This is a genomic window from Mastigocoleus testarum BC008 (genome assembly GCF_001456025.1).
Lineage (GTDB): Bacteria > Cyanobacteriota > Cyanobacteriia > Cyanobacteriales > Nostocaceae > Mastigocoleus > Mastigocoleus testarum.
Genome location: NZ_LMTZ01000136.1, coordinates 49,302 through 69,514, shown reverse-complemented (window position 1 = coordinate 69,514; position 20,213 = coordinate 49,302). Strand labels below are relative to the sequence as shown.

14 protein-coding genes, 1 tRNA gene and 1 CRISPR repeat array are annotated in these 20,213 nt (G+C 36.7%); of the genes, 9 read left to right on the top strand and 6 right to left on the bottom strand.

Going from position 1 to position 20,213, the window contains the following annotated elements; translation table 11 throughout:
* Positions 1-521: 521 nt before the first annotated feature.
* Positions 522-843: a CRISPR direct-repeat array (repeat unit 35 nt; unit sequence GTTTCCATTAGTTCAACTTCCGAAGAAGTTAAAAG).
* A 1-nt stretch (position 844) separates the two neighbouring features.
* Positions 845-1,018: a hypothetical protein gene (locus BC008_RS49955; RefSeq protein ID WP_161938195.1), complete on the bottom strand. Its 174-nt coding sequence runs from the start codon at positions 1,016-1,018 to the stop codon at positions 845-847.
* Between the two features lie 67 nt (positions 1,019-1,085).
* The gene (locus BC008_RS36150; protein WP_027844997.1) at positions 1,086-2,477 is read right to left on the bottom strand and encodes an L-lactate MFS transporter; all 1,392 of its coding nucleotides are present in this window, start codon (positions 2,475-2,477) and stop codon (positions 1,086-1,088) included.
* Positions 2,478-3,346: 869 nt separating this feature from the next.
* On the opposite strand from BC008_RS36150, the gene BC008_RS36145 reads away from it, so the two are divergent.
* Positions 3,347-5,407, top strand: a complete 2,061-nt coding sequence (locus BC008_RS36145) for an AMP-dependent synthetase/ligase (RefSeq protein ID WP_036266845.1) — start codon at positions 3,347-3,349, stop codon at positions 5,405-5,407.
* A gap of 49 nt (positions 5,408-5,456) precedes the next feature.
* Here the strand turns inward: BC008_RS36145 and BC008_RS36140 are convergent, their stop codons facing one another.
* Complete coding sequence (locus tag BC008_RS36140) at positions 5,457-8,042, bottom strand: tetratricopeptide repeat protein (RefSeq protein ID WP_058184263.1); 2,586 nt, start codon at positions 8,040-8,042, stop codon at positions 5,457-5,459.
* A 397-nt stretch (positions 8,043-8,439) separates the two neighbouring features.
* Positions 8,440-8,634 (bottom strand): hypothetical protein, encoded by a 195-nt coding sequence (locus BC008_RS52295; RefSeq protein WP_407657091.1) that lies wholly within the window; start codon positions 8,632-8,634, stop codon positions 8,440-8,442.
* A gap of 117 nt (positions 8,635-8,751) precedes the next feature.
* On the opposite strand from BC008_RS52295, the gene purD reads away from it, so the two are divergent.
* The 4 genes from purD (at position 8,752) to BC008_RS36120 (ending at position 13,630) form a co-directional block, all read left to right on the top strand.
* Positions 8,752-10,032 (top strand): phosphoribosylamine--glycine ligase, encoded by a 1,281-nt coding sequence (gene purD / locus BC008_RS36135; RefSeq protein WP_027844994.1) that lies wholly within the window; start codon positions 8,752-8,754, stop codon positions 10,030-10,032.
* A gap of 238 nt (positions 10,033-10,270) precedes the next feature.
* Positions 10,271-11,374 (top strand): DNA topoisomerase IB, encoded by a 1,104-nt coding sequence (locus tag BC008_RS36130; RefSeq protein WP_027844993.1) that lies wholly within the window; start codon positions 10,271-10,273, stop codon positions 11,372-11,374.
* A gap of 87 nt (positions 11,375-11,461) precedes the next feature.
* On the top strand, positions 11,462-12,196 hold the full coding sequence (locus BC008_RS36125; RefSeq protein ID WP_036266844.1) for a sulfite exporter TauE/SafE family protein: 735 nt from the start codon (positions 11,462-11,464) through the stop codon (positions 12,194-12,196).
* 255 nt (positions 12,197-12,451) lie between these two features.
* Positions 12,452-13,630, top strand: coding sequence for a SpoIID/LytB domain-containing protein (locus tag BC008_RS36120; RefSeq protein WP_027844991.1), 1,179 nt, complete (start codon positions 12,452-12,454; stop codon positions 13,628-13,630).
* A 249-nt stretch (positions 13,631-13,879) separates the two neighbouring features.
* Here the strand turns inward: BC008_RS36120 and BC008_RS36115 are convergent, their stop codons facing one another.
* On the bottom strand, positions 13,880-15,175 hold the full coding sequence (locus BC008_RS36115; RefSeq protein ID WP_027846611.1) for a DUF4199 domain-containing protein: 1,296 nt from the start codon (positions 15,173-15,175) through the stop codon (positions 13,880-13,882).
* A 190-nt stretch (positions 15,176-15,365) separates the two neighbouring features.
* On the opposite strand from BC008_RS36115, the gene BC008_RS36110 reads away from it, so the two are divergent.
* Together BC008_RS36110 and BC008_RS36105 are read left to right on the top strand one after the other, a co-directional pair.
* Positions 15,366-16,115: a hypothetical protein gene (locus tag BC008_RS36110; RefSeq protein ID WP_036268663.1), complete on the top strand. Its 750-nt coding sequence runs from the start codon at positions 15,366-15,368 to the stop codon at positions 16,113-16,115.
* 370 nt (positions 16,116-16,485) lie between these two features.
* Positions 16,486-17,604, top strand: a complete 1,119-nt coding sequence (locus tag BC008_RS36105; RefSeq protein WP_027846609.1) for an agmatine deiminase family protein — start codon at positions 16,486-16,488, stop codon at positions 17,602-17,604.
* Here BC008_RS36105 and BC008_RS36100 read toward each other — a convergent pair.
* Positions 17,522-17,941 (bottom strand): hypothetical protein, encoded by a 420-nt coding sequence (locus BC008_RS36100; protein ID WP_058184261.1) that lies wholly within the window; start codon positions 17,939-17,941, stop codon positions 17,522-17,524. The genes BC008_RS36105 and BC008_RS36100 overlap by 83 nt on opposite strands.
* 229 nt (positions 17,942-18,170) lie before the next feature.
* On the opposite strand from BC008_RS36100, the gene BC008_RS36095 reads away from it, so the two are divergent.
* Positions 18,171-18,244 (top strand) — tRNA-Val (locus BC008_RS36095).
* Between the two features lie 740 nt (positions 18,245-18,984).
* Complete coding sequence (locus BC008_RS36090; protein ID WP_082650694.1) at positions 18,985-19,521, top strand: RICIN domain-containing protein; 537 nt, start codon at positions 18,985-18,987, stop codon at positions 19,519-19,521.
* Positions 19,522-20,213: the final 692 nt, after the last annotated feature.

Genomic DNA, 20,213 nt, shown 5'->3' with positions numbered 1-20,213 from the left:
AAGAAAATCATTTTAATAGAATTCTTTAGTTGTTAGATTTTTTGTTGCTTATCGATTTCATTCACGGGTATTGCGTTTAAACGCACTATACACTTGACTCAGTCTGATTTATCAGACTTTGCCTATGAGCCTGGGAATTCATTCCAAGGCGGTAATTGAGAGTGATGTAATATCTCTAATTTGTCATAATTGTACTAGAAACCTGTAAATTTATTCCTGTGATTTTTTCACTTTTAATCTTTACCTTTGGATTTTAATTCAGATGGAAAACGTATATTATTCCATGTGATCATTTGTTGAGATAGAAAGTTCATAGCGCGGAAGTGCAAGTAAAAGAAAAGATAATTTTCACATGAGTTATATAGCAATCATATTTGATTTGTGAACAAACAAATCCTGTAGAGACGTTGCATGCAACGTCTCTACAATATTCATTTTTAAATTAATGATTTAGGATTGCTATATGAGTTCGTAAAAATGCATTAAAAAAGTCGGGGATATGTCTCCGACTTTCTTCGTTCTATTCAATTAATTCAACTTCCAAAGAAGTTAAAAGTCTTCATAATCCAAATCAAGGAGTATATACAATACTGTTTCCATTAGTTCAACTTCCAAAGAAGTTAAAAGTTTCCTCAGTTAGAGATGCGGTCGAAAAAAGGAGGAGGGTTTCCATTAGTTCAACTTCCGAAGAAGTTAAAAGAAACGTTTGTTTTAACAAATAAAACTAGAAACCAGTGTTTCCATTAGTTCAACTTCCGAAGAAGTTAAAAGATGTTAAAGTATGTTTGGAATGCAAAGAAGCCTGTTGGTTTCCATTAGTTCAACTTCCGAAGAAGTTAAAAGGCTAGACTCCTGGAAGCCTTACCACGACCTGATTGTACACCCCACGATCTGAGGGGGTCAAGTTTTTACCCAAATAACGTACATTTCTCCCAAAAAACTCACAATTAACCACCCTCAAACCCTTATCTAGCAACTTATCTGAGGGGGTCAACGTAATAATGCGGGTTCTAGCCATTACCTTACCCCCTCAGGTGCTTATCAGTTATTTACTATCAATAAGCACAGCTAATCGATAGCTAACTCTAGTTACTTTTCTTGGGAATAGCAGAACCAAGCCAAAATTCCACAAACGAAAGTAAAACCGGAGTAATGGGACTGATCAAATATTTAAACAAAAAATCTGCGATCGCAGTTTTGTGGGGACGGTTGAGAAGAAATGTTGCGATAACAATGGCGATACAAGCAATGGCAGCGGTCACGTAGAAAAATGGTAGGTAACTTCCAGTAATACCTTTAATAGCTGCAATAGTAAAAATACCTAATAAACCACCCAATCCAAAGGAAGTAAACATCAAACCATAATTACTGGGATAATTATTCAATCCAAAAAAGCTCAAAGTTGCTGCGGGAGCAACCGCTAACCAAGCACCCAAACATAGCCAAAAGATAGAATAGGCTACGAGAAAATTAATTAATTGTCCCTGGGAAGTATTCAATACGATCGCTGATGCAATCAAAATCAATACGTTGATTACAATAGTGGTCAATTTAGGCTTTAAACGGTCATTTAGCCAGCCAAATAAAGGACGACCAATACCATTGAAAGTTGCAAATAGAGGAATCGCAAAACCTAATTGTTCCGGTTGAAGTCCAACAATTTCTTGTCCCACCTGTGCTGTGGTAGCAATTGCGGTAAGTCCAACAAAAGTACCAACACCATAGCAAATCCATAACCCATAAAATGATTGGGTCTGCACCATCGGTAAGTTTGCGACTGAATTATCGCTGTTGCTTTGGGAACTACCTTGAATATTATTTTTAATGCTTGCTTCAGGATTATAACCATCGGGTAACCAGCGCTTGGGAGGCATTTTTAAAACTTGCGCGATCGCCAATATAATACCTGTAAATACAACGCCTAAAATCACAAAGGTATTTCTGACTCCAAAGGCTTTAATTAAATTAATTGCAATCGGAGCAGTTACTAAAGGAGAAAGTCCAAAGCCAACAACCGTCATACCTACAGCAAAACCCTTGCGTTCTGGAAACCAGCGAGCAGCAACCGCAAGAGGAACCCCGTAGACAATTCCAACTCCAATACCCGCAATTACGCCATAACTAATAATTAAAAAAGGTAAATTTGGGGCAATACTAGAAAGAAAATAACCAATTCCCAGAATGATTCCACCAGTGATGGTCATAATTCGGGGACTAAATCGGTAAATATATAATCCGCTAATCGGCATTGCTAAGGTAAACATTACCCCCAATACCATAAAAGGTAATAGGATTGTTCCCGGTTTTGCTTGTAGTGCAGTTTCAAAATGGGTACTAAAAATACTCCATGAATACACCGTTCCCAAACATAGCAAAACAATCAAACCAAAAGGAATAAAAAACCATCTTCCTACTTCAGGTTTGAGCCCAAATAATGTTTCATCTTTGGGAAAGTCAAAATATTTTATCTTATCCACAAACTATCACCTAAAATTGCTAAAAATCATCCTAAACACTTATTAGGTAGAGAGATAAATTTTTTCTATTAAAGCTAAATGTAAAATTTGACAATACTATTTTGGGAATATTTATACTAAAGAACTGCAAATTACTAAATTCATATTACAGCAGTATTGGTCAATTTTTATATCACATATTATTTTGTAAAAATAGTAGTCTTACTGGATTTTATTATCTACCATTAGTTTTTTTATCGTTACCATAAGATAAATTCGTTAATCTTACTCAAACTAATATTACTGAATTAAATTGTTCACAAAAAACTATATAAATAGTAAAATTAAATAGTCAAAACTGTATCAGGACTTACGCAACGGTCTTCGTAGCGTGTCCGTAGGACATAGATTTGTCATTGCGACCGAAACGTAGTGTAGGGAAGCAATCCCAGAGTTTTTGGGATTACTTCGCTATCGCTCGTAATGACGAAAATATGTTCATACTGCGTAAAATTTATGTATAAAAATATAGTAATTTTAGTGTATTTATACTCAATATGTCGATTTTGGAAAAATAAGTATTCCATAAACTTATTAATCGTCAAAAAGTGATTTAAATGTAGTCTGTAGAAGGAGGTAGTTCTATGTTGCATCTTCTTCTCCTCGACTATAAACACATTCAGAAGTGATATTTGAATCTTATGAACTGCGGTTTAGTAAATATGTGATACAAGTTTAGACTTAGATTTTGAGACTTAAATATTGAAACTGAAAGTTTTATACTTAAATTTTATACTTAAAGTTTCCATATTCTGGAATTTATCACATTACAGTTCATCTTAAATATATTTTGTATTGCATTTAGTTTAATTATTATCACTAAAAATACGATGAATAAATATACTTTTTCCCAAACAGAAGAATATCAAATGTCGGGTTTGATTGATTATGGTGAACTAAAATCATTGTCGGGAATATGGGAAATAGTCGCCAATAAGTTTGGGGATATTACAGCCTTAGTCGATCCCCATGGTAAATCAACAACTCTAACTTACTCACAGCTACATTACCAAATTCAAGAATTTGCAACCGGAATTCAAGCTTTGGGTATACCTCAAAACCTCCAGGAAAATATACCTCCAAGAGTTGCTTTATTTGCTGACAATAGTCCTCGTTGGATGATAGCCGATCAAGGAATAATGATGGCTGGAGCAGCCAACACAGTACGTTCTGCAACCGCAGATAGGGAAGAATTATTATATATTTTGGAACATAGCGGTAGTATCGGTTTAGTTGTAGAAAATCTCAAAACCTTACATAAACTTGCGCCGGAAATATATAATAGTTCATCAAAGAATTCATCAAATATATCATTGCAATGGATAGTCATATTATTTGATGAAGAAACAAACGAGACCGCAAATATAAAATATACTCAAGAAGATAGTCAGACAGATATTACTCGAACAGATCTGAATCAGACAGATCTAAATCAAACAAATATTACTCAAACAAATATCAAGATAATTAATTTTTCCCAATTAATCCAACTAGCAACCGGTCGTAAATTTCAACCCACCGAAAGTGATCCCCAGAAACTAGCGACATTAATGTACACATCTGGAACTACTGGAAAACCTAAAGGTGTAATGTTAAGTCACAGTAACTTAATTCACCAACTTACTATTCTCCCTGCAATTCTCCAACCAAGTGCTGGCGATAAAACTCTGAGTATATTACCTACTTGGCATGTTTTTGGGCGAGTAGGAGAATATTATATGCTATCCCAAGGATGTACCCAAATCTATACAAATCGTCGTTATTTCAAACAGGATTTACAGGAATATAAACCCCAGTATGTGATTGGAGTTCCCCGACTCTGGGAATCGATGTACGAGGGAATTCAAAAATCATTCCGCGATAAACCGCCACGGATGCAAAAATTAATTCATAATTTTCTTAAAGTAAGTGGGAGATATATTAAAGCTGTCCGTACTTGGAAAAAACTCGATTTAGAAAATTTAAACCCCAGCAAAGCAGAAATTATTAATGCTTGGAAAACCACTATATTACTCGCACCCCTACATTTTCTCGGAGAAAATATTGTCTATAGAAAAATTCAACAGGCAATGGGAGGTAATATAAAACAATTAATATGCGGTGGTGGTTCCCTTGCTCAACATTTAGAAAATTTTTTTGAAATTGTGGGAATTGAAGTATTAGTTGGGTATGGACTGACAGAAACATCTCCCGTAATTTCTGCGCGTCGATATTACCGAAATTTGCGAGGTAGTTCGGGTAAAACAATTGGGGGAACCCAAATCAAAATTGTAGATTTAGAAACCAAAGAAACTCTACCTGCAAATACTCGGGGTTTGGTAATGACAAAGGGAGAACACGTAATGCAGGGGTATTATTTAAATCCCGAAGCGACCAAAAAAGCTATTGATTCTGAAGGATGGTTTGACACAGGTGATATTGGTTGGTTAACAACAGAAAATCAAATAATATTAACTGGTAGGGCAAAAGATACCATTGTGCTGACAAATGGGGAAAATATAGAACCCCAACCAATTGAAGATGCTTGTTTGCGAAGTCCCTACATCGACCAAATTATGCTTGTAGGACAGGATAAAAAATCGTTAGGTGCTTTAATAGTTCCCAATTTTGAAGCCTTAGAAGCCTGGTTGTCGAATCAAAATTCATTTGTTCTTAACTCTGATATAAGTACCAATTTAAACCATGAAGTAATTCGTAACTTATTTCGAGAAGAATTAAATCGGGAAGTTCGCGATCGCCCTGGATATCGTCGTGATGATGAAATTATTGTGTTTGAATTAATCCCCGAACTTTTCACAATAGAAAATGGTTTACTAACTCAAACACTAAAGCTTCGTCGCAATGTGGTGATGGAACGCTACCGGGATACGATCACGAATTTATTTTCGTAGTTGAATATCACGACAAAGTATTCATAACAAAACATTCACGACAAAACATCTATGTATTCAGCGAAGCTTTGAGCTCTTCAATTTTTTGGAGTGCATTTTTAGAGTAGCTTGGTTTTCCTTGTTTTTTATAAAGGTCTGCAGCTCTCTGGTAATTATACATTGCTCGCTTTGTTTTCCCTTCCATTAGAGACTGAGTATGAGCTTTTGCATAGTAGATGTCAGCATTTTCAGGAGTAATACTAATAGCTTTAATGTAATCTTTTACAGCCATCTCATATTGTCCCAAACCGGAATAAGCAATTCCTCTATTAATATAGGCGTCTGCATAATCAGGTTTAATAGCAATAGCTTGGTTATAATCTTTTACAGCTAATTGATGCTTAGGTTCCTGCAAAGAAGAGTAAACAATTCCCCTGTTAACATAAGCATTAATCAGTTGAGACTTGGTAGGAGCAATGTCAGCTTGAGTATTATGATCCCAATCCTTAATAACTTTGCTATAGTCTGCGATCGCCTCTTGATACTGCTTATGTCTAAAATAAACAACTCCTCTGTTAATGTAAGCGTTTTTTCTCTTTAAGTTACTGGTATTGGGATTGTTGATAATCTTGGTGGAATTTTGAATAGATTTGATGTCGCGTCGATCATTACCCCTAGTGTAATAATCTTTGGGTGTCACCTGTAGGGATGGGAGAAATTTCTTTGCAGTGAGACGAGATGCAATCGGAGAAGGAATTGTAGATTTTGGAGATGCACTTGGAGAAGGAACAGAAGAAGTTAAAGATGCAGGAGATTTTGTTGGGGAAGGAGATGTTACAGGAGACGGAAGTGCAGAAACTGGAGATTCTGTAGGAGAAGGACTTGGAGAAATCGAAGATGTAGGGGATGCTGTTGGAGAAGGAGATATTACAGGAGAAAGAGATGGTGTTGGGGAAGGAAGTACAGAAACTGGAGATGTTGTTGGAGAAGGACTAGGAGAAACTTGAGATGAAGAAGACTTTGTAGAAGAAGGAGCATTCGCAACAGGAGAACCAACTAAAGCAGGTACGTCTTTACAGAGATGAGGATATGTAAAACTATTTTCTCCAGATTTACCACCTTCTTCAGCGCTCGAGTTGGGGAGCAAATAGTCACCTACTAATTTGCAAGCCTGGGCCATCAGTTTATCATCCCGCGATAGTCCAATGGAAAATACAGTCCCAACGGCTAAAATACTACCTCCAAGAGCAAAAACACCACGTACAGCTTTCTTCTGATTTTTCCGTCTAATGCTACGTCGTACAAAATCAGTTTCAGCTGGATTTAACCAGTTATCATCAGAATTAAGTATTTTCTTCAATGAATCGATCAATGGGTGAGTATTCCACAGAAGCGATTGATCGCGCTGGTTTTTCCATTTAAATACAGCAGGTCTCAACCATCTTTGCAGAGCAATAGTTTCTTTTTCATCTTCTTTCCACTGTAATAACTTTTGCCAACTCTGCACTACAACATCATGACTGGGTTCCAAATAAAAATCACCTTCATTATCTCTTCCTTTCAGGAGTAGTTTTGCATCCGTAAAGCGTCTAATGATTTCCTTTACTCGACTTTTTTCTGGTTCTGGATACTCCAACTCAGACAAATATATCCGTCTGCGAGCCAATTTACTACCACTTACAGCTAACATGCGTACCATTATTACATTACGGATAGTTAACTCATACTCTGGGTCGATTTTGACCAAAGCCTCGTATTCACTATCTGCTCTTCGATTAAGACTCTGGGTCAATCCTCCAATTTGTTGATAATCAGCCTGCGTAATTACCCTCTTTCGCCTTGTACCTTGTTTGACAGCCTGCAAAGACTTTGTATAGAGTTCATCCAAGGTAAAAGAAAGTAGTGCTAGACCTTCTGATGTCTTTATGACTTCATCAATTAGCTTCTCCACTAGAGAAGATGATTCGAAACTTATTGACCTTGCTGAAGCTGGCTTTTCTATACAAGAGCGCAATTCTTCCCGCGTCATCCTGGGAACTATAAACCGAGCTTCATGCCAATATTCTTGCAGACCCGTATCTTTAAATTGCGATTCAAAGTCACTGCGTAGCGTCATAACAAGTCGCAACTTTTCCCCATGATCCCTTACTAGATCTGTTAGGAGATTCAGGAAATCTTTCCGAGCTTGGCGATCGCCGCACATCGTAAATAGTTCTTCCGCCCGTTCAATTATCAGTAGTAATTTTGACTGGGGATTTTCGTGTAACCAATTGCCTATACAGACAGAAATAGTTTCTATTTTTTCTTCTGCAGTAGACAGTAATTGACCTGCAGCCAATGTATTACTGAAAGTTTTAAATGGTGACTCCCCAGGACGTATAGGTGCAATAATATACCATTGCTTTCGTAGAGACTTTCCAAACAGCATCTCTAGGGAATCCCGTGGAACCAATTTTTTAATATGAGGTATCAGTCCAGCCTTAATAAGGCTGGATTTTCCAGTTCCCGAAGCACCCATTACCACCGTTAATGGGTGTTGACAAACTTGTTGGTACAACTTTTCTGTTAAAGCTTGTCTACCGAAAAACATTTTGCTGTGTTCTTCTTCAAAAGCTTGCAAGCCACGATAGGGGTTTTTTGAATTATCCAAAAGCATGTAGTTTATAAATTATAGTTTCATAAAGCCAGTTTCATAAGGATAATTTTATAGATATACTTTCGTAAATCAAATTTCGTAAATCTAATTTTATCAATTTAATTTTATAAATGTAATTTCATTAATTTAATTTATAAAATCAAATTTCATAAATTAACTCCGATAAGTTGACCTCTATGAATTAGCTTAGATAAATTAAATTCCATAAACCTAATTTCATTCAAATATACAAGAAACCGCAAAAAAAAATTAACTGGTAGTCATAAATTAACTGTCAGACTGCTTCGTTGTTATTTTATAACCATTTTCATTGGTGGCAGATATAGCGCTAACAACTTTTACGTAAAGTTAATATCAAGCACCAATTATATGAATCTTGTTTTAAATCCATACTTAGTTATTTATCTAACAAATCTTTTGGTTCCTTTATTTTCTCAAGTGCATTCTTTGAATAGCTTGGTTTTCCTTGTTGTTGATAAAAGTCTGCAGCTTTCTGATAATTCTGAATTCCTTCTTGGGTTTTTCCTTCCATTAAAGACTGGGTAAAAGCCTTTGCATAGTAGATATCAGGATTTTCAGGAGCAATAGTGATCGCCTTAATGAATGTATCTATAATTCATGGGCAAACAATCAACCCTAAGACTCGCCTATATAGTACGATCGCTTTGGTTGATATACCTATACTTTAGATAAACAAATAAGGAAATAAGTGAAAGTTTTAGTTATTGGGAACGGAGGAAGGGAACACGCGATCGCTTGGAAGCTCTTACAGTCCAAGCAGGTTGAGCAGGTTGTTTGCGCGCCAGGAAATGGCGGTACAGCAACTATGAGTCGTTGCGAAAACTTAGCTTTGGAGGTGGACGACTTTGAAGGAATTTGGCAATTTTCTCAACAAGCCAAAATTGATTTAGTGGTGGTTGGACCGGAAGTACCTTTAGCAAAAGGAATTACCGATTATCTCCAAGCTCGGGGTTTACTGGTGTTTGGTCCCACAAAAGCCGGAGCACAAATTGAATCTAGTAAAGCTTGGGCTAAAGCATTAATGCAAGAAGCAGGTATTCCCACGGCTAAATCTACGGTATTTACCGAAGCAAATGCAGCTAAATCCTATGTTAAGGCACAAGGTTTACCGATTGTTGTCAAGGCGGATGGTTTAGCAGCAGGGAAAGGTGTAGTTGTTGCCGAAACATTAGCACAAGCTGAATCTGCAATTGATTCCATGTTTGGCGGACAATTTGATAGTGCTGGTGACTTCGTGGTATTAGAGGAATTTTTAACCGGACAAGAAGTATCGGTTTTAGCATTAACTGACGGTTCGACCATTCGAGCTTTGTTACCAGCCCAAGACCACAAACAAATTGGCGAAGGAGATAAAGGAGAAAATACAGGTGGAATGGGAGCTTATGCTCCAACCCCAATTGCAACTCCAGAAATTATGGAGCGGGTGCAAACAGAGGTTTTAGAAAAAGCGATCGCAGCCTTAAGGAAAAAGAATATTGATTATCGAGGAGTACTTTACGCAGGTTTAATGATTACACCTGCAGGAGAAACTAAGGTATTAGAATTTAACTGTCGGTTTGGAGATCCAGAAACTCAGGTTGTGTTGGCATTACTGGAAACTCCTTTAGAAGAATTAATGTTAGCATGCGTACAGCAAAGATTAGCACAAATGCCACCCATTGCTTGGAAAGATGGAGCATCTGCAACTGTAGTTGCAGCTTCTGGTGGTTATCCTGGTAGTTATGAAAAAGGTAAGGTTATTACTGGGATTCAAGTAGCCCAGGATAGTGGTGCAATAGTATTTCATGCTGGGACAAAATTAGATAATTCCCAGTTATTAACTAATGGTGGTAGGGTTTTAAATGTTACTGGTGTCGGTGCAGACTTTAAACAAGCCTTAGATCGAGCGTATAAATCAATTGAATCTATAAATTTCGAAGGGATTTACTACCGTCGGGATATTGGTCATCGAATTGCAAAAACCTCTTGAGTTTATCTTTCCTAGTGGTCTTATTCCATTAAATACGAAGGATTCTTTTGCTATTAAAAACTTCGTGGAGACGTAACATGTTACGTCTCTCTGCATATTGATTTTAATAAATGTGATTTTAATTAAGGTTGCGATATAACTCTTTTGGATAATTGCTGTTATTTCCGTAAGTAGATTTATCACACGTTGTCACAAGCTAAATTTATCATTATTGTGGCTCGATTCTGGCTTCGTAGATATGCAGTTAAAACTGAAAAATAAATTAGCAAAACAAGAGGTTAAGGCTGCTCTGGCTACGGAACCTACGGAATCTGCAGAGATTGTTGGCTTGCTCTATGTTAATGATAAGACTCCTGGTGTCAGTCGTCAGCGTAGAGGTAGAGGATTTTGTTATTACGATACACAAGGGAATAAAATTGATTGCGAAGACGAATTAAATAGAATCAAAGCCATCGTCATACCTCCTGCTTGGAAAGAAGTATGGATTTGTCCCCACCCCCAAGGACATCTACAAGCTACAGGGAGAGATGAGAAACGACGCAAGCAATATCGATATCATAAACTGTGGCGCAAAATTCGTTCTCAAACCAAATTTAACCGCACAATTGCTTTCGGATTAGCCTTACCTAAAATTCGTCAACAAGTAGAAAAAGATTTAAGGAAACACGGTTTACCTAAGGAAAAGGTCTTAGCTACAGTTGTCAAGCTGTTGGAAACTAGTAAAATTCGGGTCGGGAATCAACAGTACGCCCAAAGGAATAAGTCTTTTGGTTTAACAACGATGAAACAGCGTCATGTTGATATTTCTGGCTCGCGATTGCGATTTAAGTTTCGTGGTAAAAGCGGTGTAGAACACGATATTGAGTTGAGTCATCGGCGTTTATCAAAAATTGTGAAACGCATTCAAGAATTACCAGGACAGGAGTTATTTCAATTCATTGATGATGACGATAAGCGTCAATCAATTGATTCTAGTGATGTTAATGACTATCTGAAAACAATTACCGATTTAGATTTTACAGCGAAAGATTTTCGTACCTGGTTTGGGACCGTATTAACAGCACAAGAATTATACGAATTAGGTAAATTTGAATCAGAGAAACAAGCTAAGAAAAATATTACTAAAGCAATAAAAGGTGTTGCACGGGAATTGGGAAATCGTCCTGCGACTTGTCGTAAGTATTACGTTCACCCCGGAATTCTTGCAGCATATGAAGATAGCTCTCTATTTCCAGCCATTGAAGCAGCTTATCAAAGTGATAAGAATCAATTGGAATCGCGTCCGGTAGAACAAGCGGTATTAAATATTTTAGAGCAGCATTTGTTACAGGAATTTAAATAATAATCACTATTGGCTTCTATTAGTACTGGAACTTTTCAGATGATTTGCTATTAAATCGATTAATAAAAAAACAATTAATACCGTGTAATGCTAAATAATTTAACTGTGCTAACTGTGAGTGCTGTTGCGGGTGCTTTGTTGGGATTTAGTAAAACAGGGGTACCAGGTGCAGGTATTTTGGTAGTCCCAATTATGGCAATTATTTTTCCAGCAAAACAATCCATTGGGATATTACTTCCGATTCTAATCTGCGCTGACTTATTCGCTGCATGGTATTACAGGTATTACGCTGACACAAAAGAACTATTGCATTTGCTTCCCGGTTGTTTTATAGGTATGTTTTGTGGTTTTCGTCTTCTTACTGAAGTGAGTAGCGAAAATTTGAAAACTGTTTTAGGTATTTTGGTAATAACTTTACTGTTATTGGAGTGGCTGCGCCATCAATTCGATCTACGCTGGATTTCCAAACATAGTTTGTCCCCTCTTATCTTCGGTGCAGTGGCTGGTTTCGCTACGACAATTGGTAATGCAGCAGGTCCAATTACCAGTATTTTTTTATTATCCAAGGGATTTGATAAGCATAACTTCATGGGAACCACTGCTTGGTTTTTTCTTATAGCCAATATTGGTAAGTTCCCTATATTTTATAAGCTTAATTTTATCGATCATCAAACTTTAGCATTCGATTTGTGGATGTTGCCTTTTGCTGGATTTGGTGTATTTCTAGGCTACAAACTACTACCGAAAATTCCCCAAAAATTATTTAATAAGTTTATTTATACGGTATCATTGATTGCAGCTTTTCAACTCTTGGGTTTTTGAATTAAGTTTATTAAGACTTACGCACTCATTACATTAGGTTTTGTTTAGGTTTAAGCTTTATTCGAGTATCAAACTCAAGACAGGAGAAATTAAATAACTACTACTTTATATAACCTACAGAAATGTAATCTATAATACTCAGTTTTTTTTGCTGCTTTCCCGTTGCTAGTCTAATCTTTGAGAAAAATGTTAAAAAGTGGGAAACTACTGCTCTGAAGTGCGTCAGATCAACGAAGGTACTACTAGTTCTTTAGTATGAAAATCCAACTGTTTGTAGCCGCTATATTTTCTCGAATTCCCCAGATGAAAGGACATCATTGGTGGCTTAGTATTGTCACTTGGATGATTTTACTAGCCCCAGCCCAAGCATCCGTAATTTTGCGGGTAGCTATAGAAAGAAATGTGGAGCAAGTAAGAGTTGGTAGTTCCACTACAGCAATCGTCAAAGACGGTAGTGGGAAAACTTTAGGACAATTACCTAAAATGAAAGCTTATTATGCTCAACCAGCTTCCGGTGGGGGAGTTGCTTTAGATAGATGGCGTTCTGGTTTATTTTGGATCGAACCACAAGGAAAAGGATTTGTTTATATTGGTGATAAGTGGTATCGTGGCAGAACTCTAGTTTTACCAACCCAAGAAGGTTTAACTGCTGTCAATTGGGTAGATCTAGAAGAATATCTCTACAGCGTGATTGGTGGAGAAATGAATCCAAGTTGGCATCCAGAAGCTCTAAAAGCTCAAGCGATCGCCGCTCGTACCTATGCTCTTTACAAACGAGAAAGACAGCGGAAAAATCCAATCTATGATGTGGGTGATACTCCAGATCGCTGGCAAATTTACGAAGGGGTCAAGAAAGAAACTCCCACCGTATATGCTGCGGTTGATGCAACCAAAGACCAGGTATTAACTTATAATAATCAACCAATTCTTTCAGTTTTTCATGCTTGTTCTGGCGGTCATACGGAAAATGTAGAAGATGTTTGGGGTAATCCTTTACCTTACCTCCGAGCAGTTCCTGGTTTCGATGGGAATGTAAATGGTTCCTATGCACAAAAGTGTATTTGGCAAAAAACTTTTTCTCCTGATCAAATTAGTACCAAATTTCCTTCCATTGGTAAAGTTGAGGAAATGAAGATCGAACAAAGGTCACCTCATCAAAGTGTTACAGCCTTAAAAATTGTTGGAGATAAGGGTACAAAAACACTTAAAGGTGAAGAGGTTCGCACTGCTTTGAGGTTAAACAGTACTAGATTTGATCTTAATCAAACATCAGACGGTAATTTCGTTTTAGATGGACGTGGTTGGGGTCACGGTTTGGGTATGAGTCAGGTCGGAGCTTTTAATTTGGCTTCGCAAAAAGTAGACCATCTGAGAATTTTGGGTCATTATTACGGTCAAAAGGTCTTCTTAACCAAAATTAAGTTGAAGAAGTAGAAATAAATAAGAAGTCAGGAGTCAGAAGTCAGGAGTCAGGACAGACCGCGCTCTAACGAGCGAGCAGGAGTCAGGAGTCAGGAGTCAGGAGTCAGGAGTCGGGAGTCAGAAGTCAGGACAGACCGCGCTCTAACGAGCGAGCAGGAGTCAGAAGTCAGGAGTCAGAAGTCAGAAGTAAAGGGTAAAAAATCAGAATTTTGATAATTGTCCCAATGACCCATGACCTATGACCCATTACCCATTACCAAATTACGACTGATTCAACCGTTTTTGCCATTCAGCATCAAGTTTTGCCGAATTTTCTATCTCCTGGTCAAATAAATCGGTTTCTGTTGTATAAACTAAATCTTCTTGTGCGATCGCTTTTTCTTGAGCAAATTGACGAGAAAAAGTGATTTTTTCTTGCAAGGCTTCATTTCCACTATTTAATAAATTTGCTCTAGCTTGTCTTTGGGAATTACGTTGCTCAATTTTACCGTTGCGCCATTGAATCCAAAAGTAACGTATTAAAGGTACACCCAAAAAACCAATACCGTAGGCTAACAATAACCAGTAAATTCCTTGGACAAAACCTACTAATCCACCAATTTCTTGGGCTAAAGTTCCATCCCCCAGCAAGTTTCCTAGAATTAAAGCGCCGATTAAATTAGCTGCACCTAGCCCAACACTCAACATTATCTGTCCGGAACTAGCTTTACTAAAACGCCATAGAAATTCTTGGAGATAATTTGACTTTGAACGGGAATTCGATTTTTTGGTAGCTGTTACTTGCAATTCAGGGAAATAATAGACTATTTCGCCTTGAGGACTTACTTGTGGTTGTCCGTTAAAACGGCTAAGTACCGGTAACATATAGTCCTCATAATCTTGTTGATAGGTTTCACCGATATCATCAAGGTAAGGGCTAATTTGTTCTGCAACTACTGCACCCTTGTGACTGCGAATTATAGTTCCAATTTCTCGCCAGCGACGTTCTTCTAAATTAGCATTTGGGTTCCCATCACCAAATAAGAAAGAAAAAACAGATTCAAAAAAATTCAAATCGCTTTTATCCCGTGATGATTTATTCCTACGTTGGTATTGGTTTTGATTATAGTCAGTGCCAAAAAACCAAAACAAATCGGGAAAATAAAAGAAGCCAGTACCAAAAGAAAAACTACCTCCATCATCATTATCCCGGTCAGAGTTAGCAGCAGAAATAACAACAATAATAGTGATATAAATTAGGGCTATAGAAACTATTAAGAAAATTCCGAAAGAAATGCGAATTAAGTAAAATAAAACTCCCCAAATCTTTTGCCACCATTCTTGTAGTTGCAATCGCAGATTTTTGTTACGTAAAACTTGCCGGAAGTTTTTTGGAAATAGGTAAACAATGTCGCCATCATCTGCTACCTGCAAATGTCCACCAGCTTCCGTGGCTAAAGCCAGCAAACCTTGAGAAGCTTCGGCGATGTTTAACCCAGCTTGAGTTGCGATATCACCAACAGTAACACGATAGTCGAGCTTTTCGACTGCTTGCATAATGGTGGGATTGAGAGCCATTGCCCTTCCCTCACAATTTAAAATATGTTTTCCTATTTCTAGTATAAAGTTTTGGTTTTTGCTTGGATGGCAGACAAAACGTAATTCAGACTTAAATTGCCTACATTTTTCAGTATTGTAACCCTGATAACTTGATCTTAATTTAGTTAACGTCGATAGATAGACTTATATTTTTTAGAGTTGATAAGATATGCGTACAAATTTATGTGAAATTTTATTTTCCTTGGGTCTGCTAGTTTTTACTACATTTGGTTGTAATAAAGATGCTATTGAAACTGGGAGAAATGATACTCAGACAAATAATGCAGTAAAAGCATCAACTGTATCTCAAAAACAGAATTCTTTATCTAACGATGCAAACACAACACAAGCAAAACAGTCCAAACCTATTACTTCCAAACCTGGTAAGTCCAAAACCGGTACAATTATCGGACCTGCATTTGATTGCGACAATGACGGACAAGCAGATGACTCCCGCGTAGATTATGATGGCGATGGAATTCCTGATGAGTGTGTCATTGGAGATGAGAAACCCCCAATCCAAGCGCAAATTGATTTGAGTTCCCATCAAAGTGTAGTCGCTTTCTTGGATAGGTTAACTAAAAATTGCCAGGAAACCGAAAAAATTCAGAAATACACTAAATACACTGTTTGTACAATTAACGGTAAACCTGTAAAAGCTAGCGAATCTAATGTGGAACTTGGTGATGGTTTAGCTTACTGGTTTGAAAAGGGTAAAGTTAGAGCAGTTAAAATACTTCACACTGAAGAACTTTTCATCTTTGACGAGAGAGATAATCTTGCAGGAGTATTTTTCTACGATTTTAATAGTAACAAGATGAAAACTGTTGCAGCTATTACTGACGAACAAATTCGTCGGTTTCCTCTAAAAAGTCGCCGAGATACTTACAAAAATATTCTTAAAGTTTTTAATCTTTAATTTTTTAGTCTAGATTAAAATTTCTAAACCTCAATCCACTTTTTGAAATATTTGGAGATAGATATAGCAATCCTAGATCATTTATAAAAATCAAATAGGATCGCTATGCAAGAGAGAAAATAAGGAAATATTTATTTTTTGGGTCTGAAAGCTTTAGCAGTAGTTTTTCAGTCCCTTACTAAAGAAGTTTAAATTGAATAGCTTCGGATACTAGATCAATGAAAAACCTAAATTATTATCCTTCTTTTGCCACTTCTCTTGTCATATTTATATTAGTGTAACTAGCAACTTACGTTCAAATCAACCAATAATTCATGGTGAACAAAAAACTTGCGTATAATGAGTAGTTATATTTCAAATGAGGTATTAAATGTTATCAAGACGAAAGTTGATAAAATCAGCATCTTTTATAACTGGAGGATTCTTATTAGGGTGTAAATCTGGCAGAGTAAATATTTCAGAAAATAATTTATTCATAATGCCAGAAGAAAACCAACCCCATGAAAGGACATGGATGTCTTTTGTTGCAAATGATTACATATGGTCAAATCGTCAAATACCAGAAGTAAAAAGAAATTTGGTTTTGATCGCAAAAACAATTGCAAAATATGAACCTGTATCTATGCTTGTAAGTCCTAATGACTATGAGGAAGCAACTTCTCTTCTTCAAGGATTAAATTCACATAATTATCCAATAGAGCTAATAGAATTTACAACGGACGACCTATGGTTAAGAGATAGTGGACCTACTTTTGTTAGAGGAAATTATGGAAAAAAGTATGGTATAAACTTCAATTTTAACGCCTGGGGCAACAAACAAGAACACACTCAAGATTCAAAAGTCGCAAACTTTATCACAAACACGGTAAACGCTACAATCAAAACAACTGACTTAACACTTGAAGGTGGGTGTTTTGAAGTAGATGGTCATGGCACAGCGATTTTAACAAAAAGCTGTGTATTAAATCATAACCGCAACTCTAATATCAACCAGATTCAGGTAGAAGAAAAGCTAAAGGTATTATTGGGTCTTAAAAAAATAATTTGGCTTGAAGGTATCAGAGGCAGAGATATTACTGATGGTCATACCGATTTTTATGCACGTTTTTCAAAACTAGGAGAAGTGATCGTTAGTCGCGATAATGATCAACAATCCTATGACTATGAGGTTACCAGAAATAATATTCAAGAGTTGAAAAATGCTACAGATGCAGATGGGAACAAATTGAATGTCACCATTATTGATACACCCAATTCAATTAATCAAGCGTACGGTGTGAATCATTTTGCCGCTGGATATGTTGGATACTATATTTGTAACGATGCAGTTATTATGCAAAAATTTGGCGATCAATATGCTGATGATAATGCAAAAGGCATAATAGCCAAAGCATTCCCCAACAGGATTATTGAACAAATTGCGATAGATGGTATTGCTTCAGGTGGGGGAAGTATACACTGCACAACACAGCAAGAACCAAAAATCTAACAGCAGCACGAACACCATTCTTGGCTAATAATAGTACTACTTTAGTATTACCTAATTTATTCTCAAACTCATTACGATTTAACCAATAACGTGATCGCACTTTAAAACTTGAATCACTTTTTTCCTCATCACTCAAATCGCGAGTATCACTACTATTTTTATAAGTAGCCCAACGATGGTCAAATTGATGAAATATTTTTGCTTCATAAAGTGGAACTAAAGCATCACTCGGTTTGTTTTTAAATTTTACAAGTATCATCAGTTGCAATACCTGTAGGAACATGATTCCAATTCTTCCATCAGCAGAAATCATACCAATTTCAAAAAACAACGCCACACATTAGTTTACTGTTCCTCGTTCCCTGTCTTGCGACTCTTTCCCAACCTGCGGGGTATCGCGCTGTTCCCTTTCNGGCAATCTTAAAATAAATTGGTATTAGAAATTTTGGAGGTAAAACTTCGAAAATAAGATTTCAAAAATAAAGTTTTGAAAATAAAGTTTTGAAAATAAAATTTCTATGGGTATTTGCTTCAAAGGATAAGTCGTGCTATTATTTGCAAGTCGCGGACGTATAGCTCAGTTGGTTAGAGCGCTACGTTGACATCGTAGAGGTCACTGGTTCGAATCCAGTTACGTCCATTTTTCAGAAAGTAATATATAATCTAGAATTTGTAATTTAAAGTTTGTTTTTGCCGCAACGGCAAAGCTATGCTTGAAAAACATAGATAAGAAAAAACCAATTTCTTAATTATAGCACTACGTAACTAGGTTAGGACATCGGTGAACGCTCAAACCTATGAATATTAAACTTATGTCCTGCGGACACGCAATACCTATGGTACGCCCTTAGCCTGCGGCGTCGGCAAAGCCTCTGACTAACGTCACGCAGGGCGCGCTTATGCGTTTGGACGCACTACGTGTTCGGCTAAGCCGCGTCAACAAACACCGTAGGTGCGTCTTTCGCCGCTAACCGCTAGGTGCTAATGACTTGCGCGTAGCGCTATATCAGTCGTATCTATTGGTTATTATTGACAGAATTTTTGAAACTCATTATCAATAAAGATTGTAAATAAATTTTATGAGTAAATAGGGTTTACGCAAGTATCATCATTAAGGGCACAATTACGCTACATAAGGAGCTATAAGTATTTCAGATAACTTCCCTAGTTTTTCTCTATTGATTCTTAGATTGAAAATCAAGTCAAGCAAATAAAGCTGAAATCTTTCATATCACCTTTGTGGTGTGCGAAATCAAAAAAAAATTAGTAATTGCACTCAGAATATTTTGAGTAACTTGAGTTATATAGTTCCTAGTGTAAATTAACTAGAATCAAATACTCAATATTTTAATTCTTACTAAGAATCTGAAAACTAAGAATATGAACAAGAAAATAACTGCTTTTGGTGTAACTGTTGCTTCCTCTGCACTGGCGATCGCTAGCTTTGCTAGTTCACCTAGTTTTGCTCAAGGTGGGACAAATTATCGCCTTAAAACTATGTTTACAGGGAATAACAAGTGTCTAGATATTATTAATGATGCTAAAGATAATAAGCCTATCATGGCTAAATGTGGTAATTTCTCGGGACAATTTTGGAAGATAGAAAAAGCGAAAAACTCCCCTGGATATTATCGCCTCAAAACCCTGTTTACCGGAGACAGGAAGTGTCTCGATATCATTAATGATGCTAGAGATAATAAGCCTATTATGGCTAAATGTGGTAACTTTTCTGGACAGTTGTGGAAAATAGAAAAAACCCGATCTTCCGGACATTATCGCCTCAAGACCATGTTTACAGGTGAAAAGAAATGTCTAGATATTATTAACGATTCTAGGGATAATAAACCCATTATGGCTAAATGTGGTAATTTTTCTGGACAGTTCTGGAAGATTCCTAACTTTTCACCAGCTTCTTGAGTAGATTTCTGAAATCCATAAAAAATGTAGTTAGATAAGACTAAATTGTAACTTGTCTTAAAACTTCTTCTCCTATCAAATACTTGCAATAAGTTAAACTAATTTCGCACCCCTAATCTCGCAACTTTGAAGGAACAAAACTTTCAAAGTCTCCCAGTAATGGAGGATTTAGGGGGCGATTTTCTTTGCATGAAGGGAGTAAGCTTCTTATGTTGAAGCAGAACCAGCTCGTGTTAAAGCTTCTTCTCGTGTCAGATAATCACGGGAAATTAATATAATCTGAATTCCATAGTTCCTAAACTTTGTCTACCACCGGCAATCTCAAACTTTAAATTTACTATTTCGGCAAAATAAAACTTGAAAAACTATATAATTACGTTATACAAATAACGTAATTATTAGGGTTTTAACCACTGTAGCGGCTAAATCTAGCTTTAAAATCCAGCAATAACAAACTTTAAATGACAGAATTGTACATTAACTGTACTGTCATTTGCCAAATTATTGTCCATTTTATGGATTATATCTCATTGAATATATGCGTGACCGAATTTCAAAAATTGGTGGTATTCCTTCTTTGAAAAGTATTATCCGAGAGAAATCTTCTTCAAATCCATTTGGTTGGTCGTGGCAGCCTGAATAACTCCCTACCCCTAAATTTTGAGGGGATACGAAACTATGTACGTGTGTAT

Coding starts and splice junctions, on each gene's coding strand:
- BC008_RS49955 (WP_161938195.1), bottom strand. CDS start 1,018: ATGGCTAGAACCCGCATTATTACGTTGACCCCCTCAGATAAGTTGCTA.
- BC008_RS36090 (WP_082650694.1), top strand. CDS start 18,985: ATGAACAAGAAAATAACTGCTTTTGGTGTAACTGTTGCTTCCTCTGCA.
- BC008_RS36125 (WP_036266844.1), top strand. CDS start 11,462: ATGCTAAATAATTTAACTGTGCTAACTGTGAGTGCTGTTGCGGGTGCT.
- BC008_RS36110 (WP_036268663.1), top strand. CDS start 15,366: ATGCGTACAAATTTATGTGAAATTTTATTTTCCTTGGGTCTGCTAGTT.
- BC008_RS36145 (WP_036266845.1), top strand. CDS start 3,347: ATGAATAAATATACTTTTTCCCAAACAGAAGAATATCAAATGTCGGGT.
- BC008_RS36140 (WP_058184263.1), bottom strand. CDS start 8,042: ATGCTTTTGGATAATTCAAAAAACCCCTATCGTGGCTTGCAAGCTTTT.
- BC008_RS36120 (WP_027844991.1), top strand. CDS start 12,452: ATGAAAATCCAACTGTTTGTAGCCGCTATATTTTCTCGAATTCCCCAG.
- BC008_RS36105 (WP_027846609.1), top strand. CDS start 16,486: ATGTTATCAAGACGAAAGTTGATAAAATCAGCATCTTTTATAACTGGA.
- BC008_RS36130 (WP_027844993.1), top strand. CDS start 10,271: ATGCAGTTAAAACTGAAAAATAAATTAGCAAAACAAGAGGTTAAGGCT.
- BC008_RS36115 (WP_027846611.1), bottom strand. CDS start 15,175: ATGGCTCTCAATCCCACCATTATGCAAGCAGTCGAAAAGCTCGACTAT.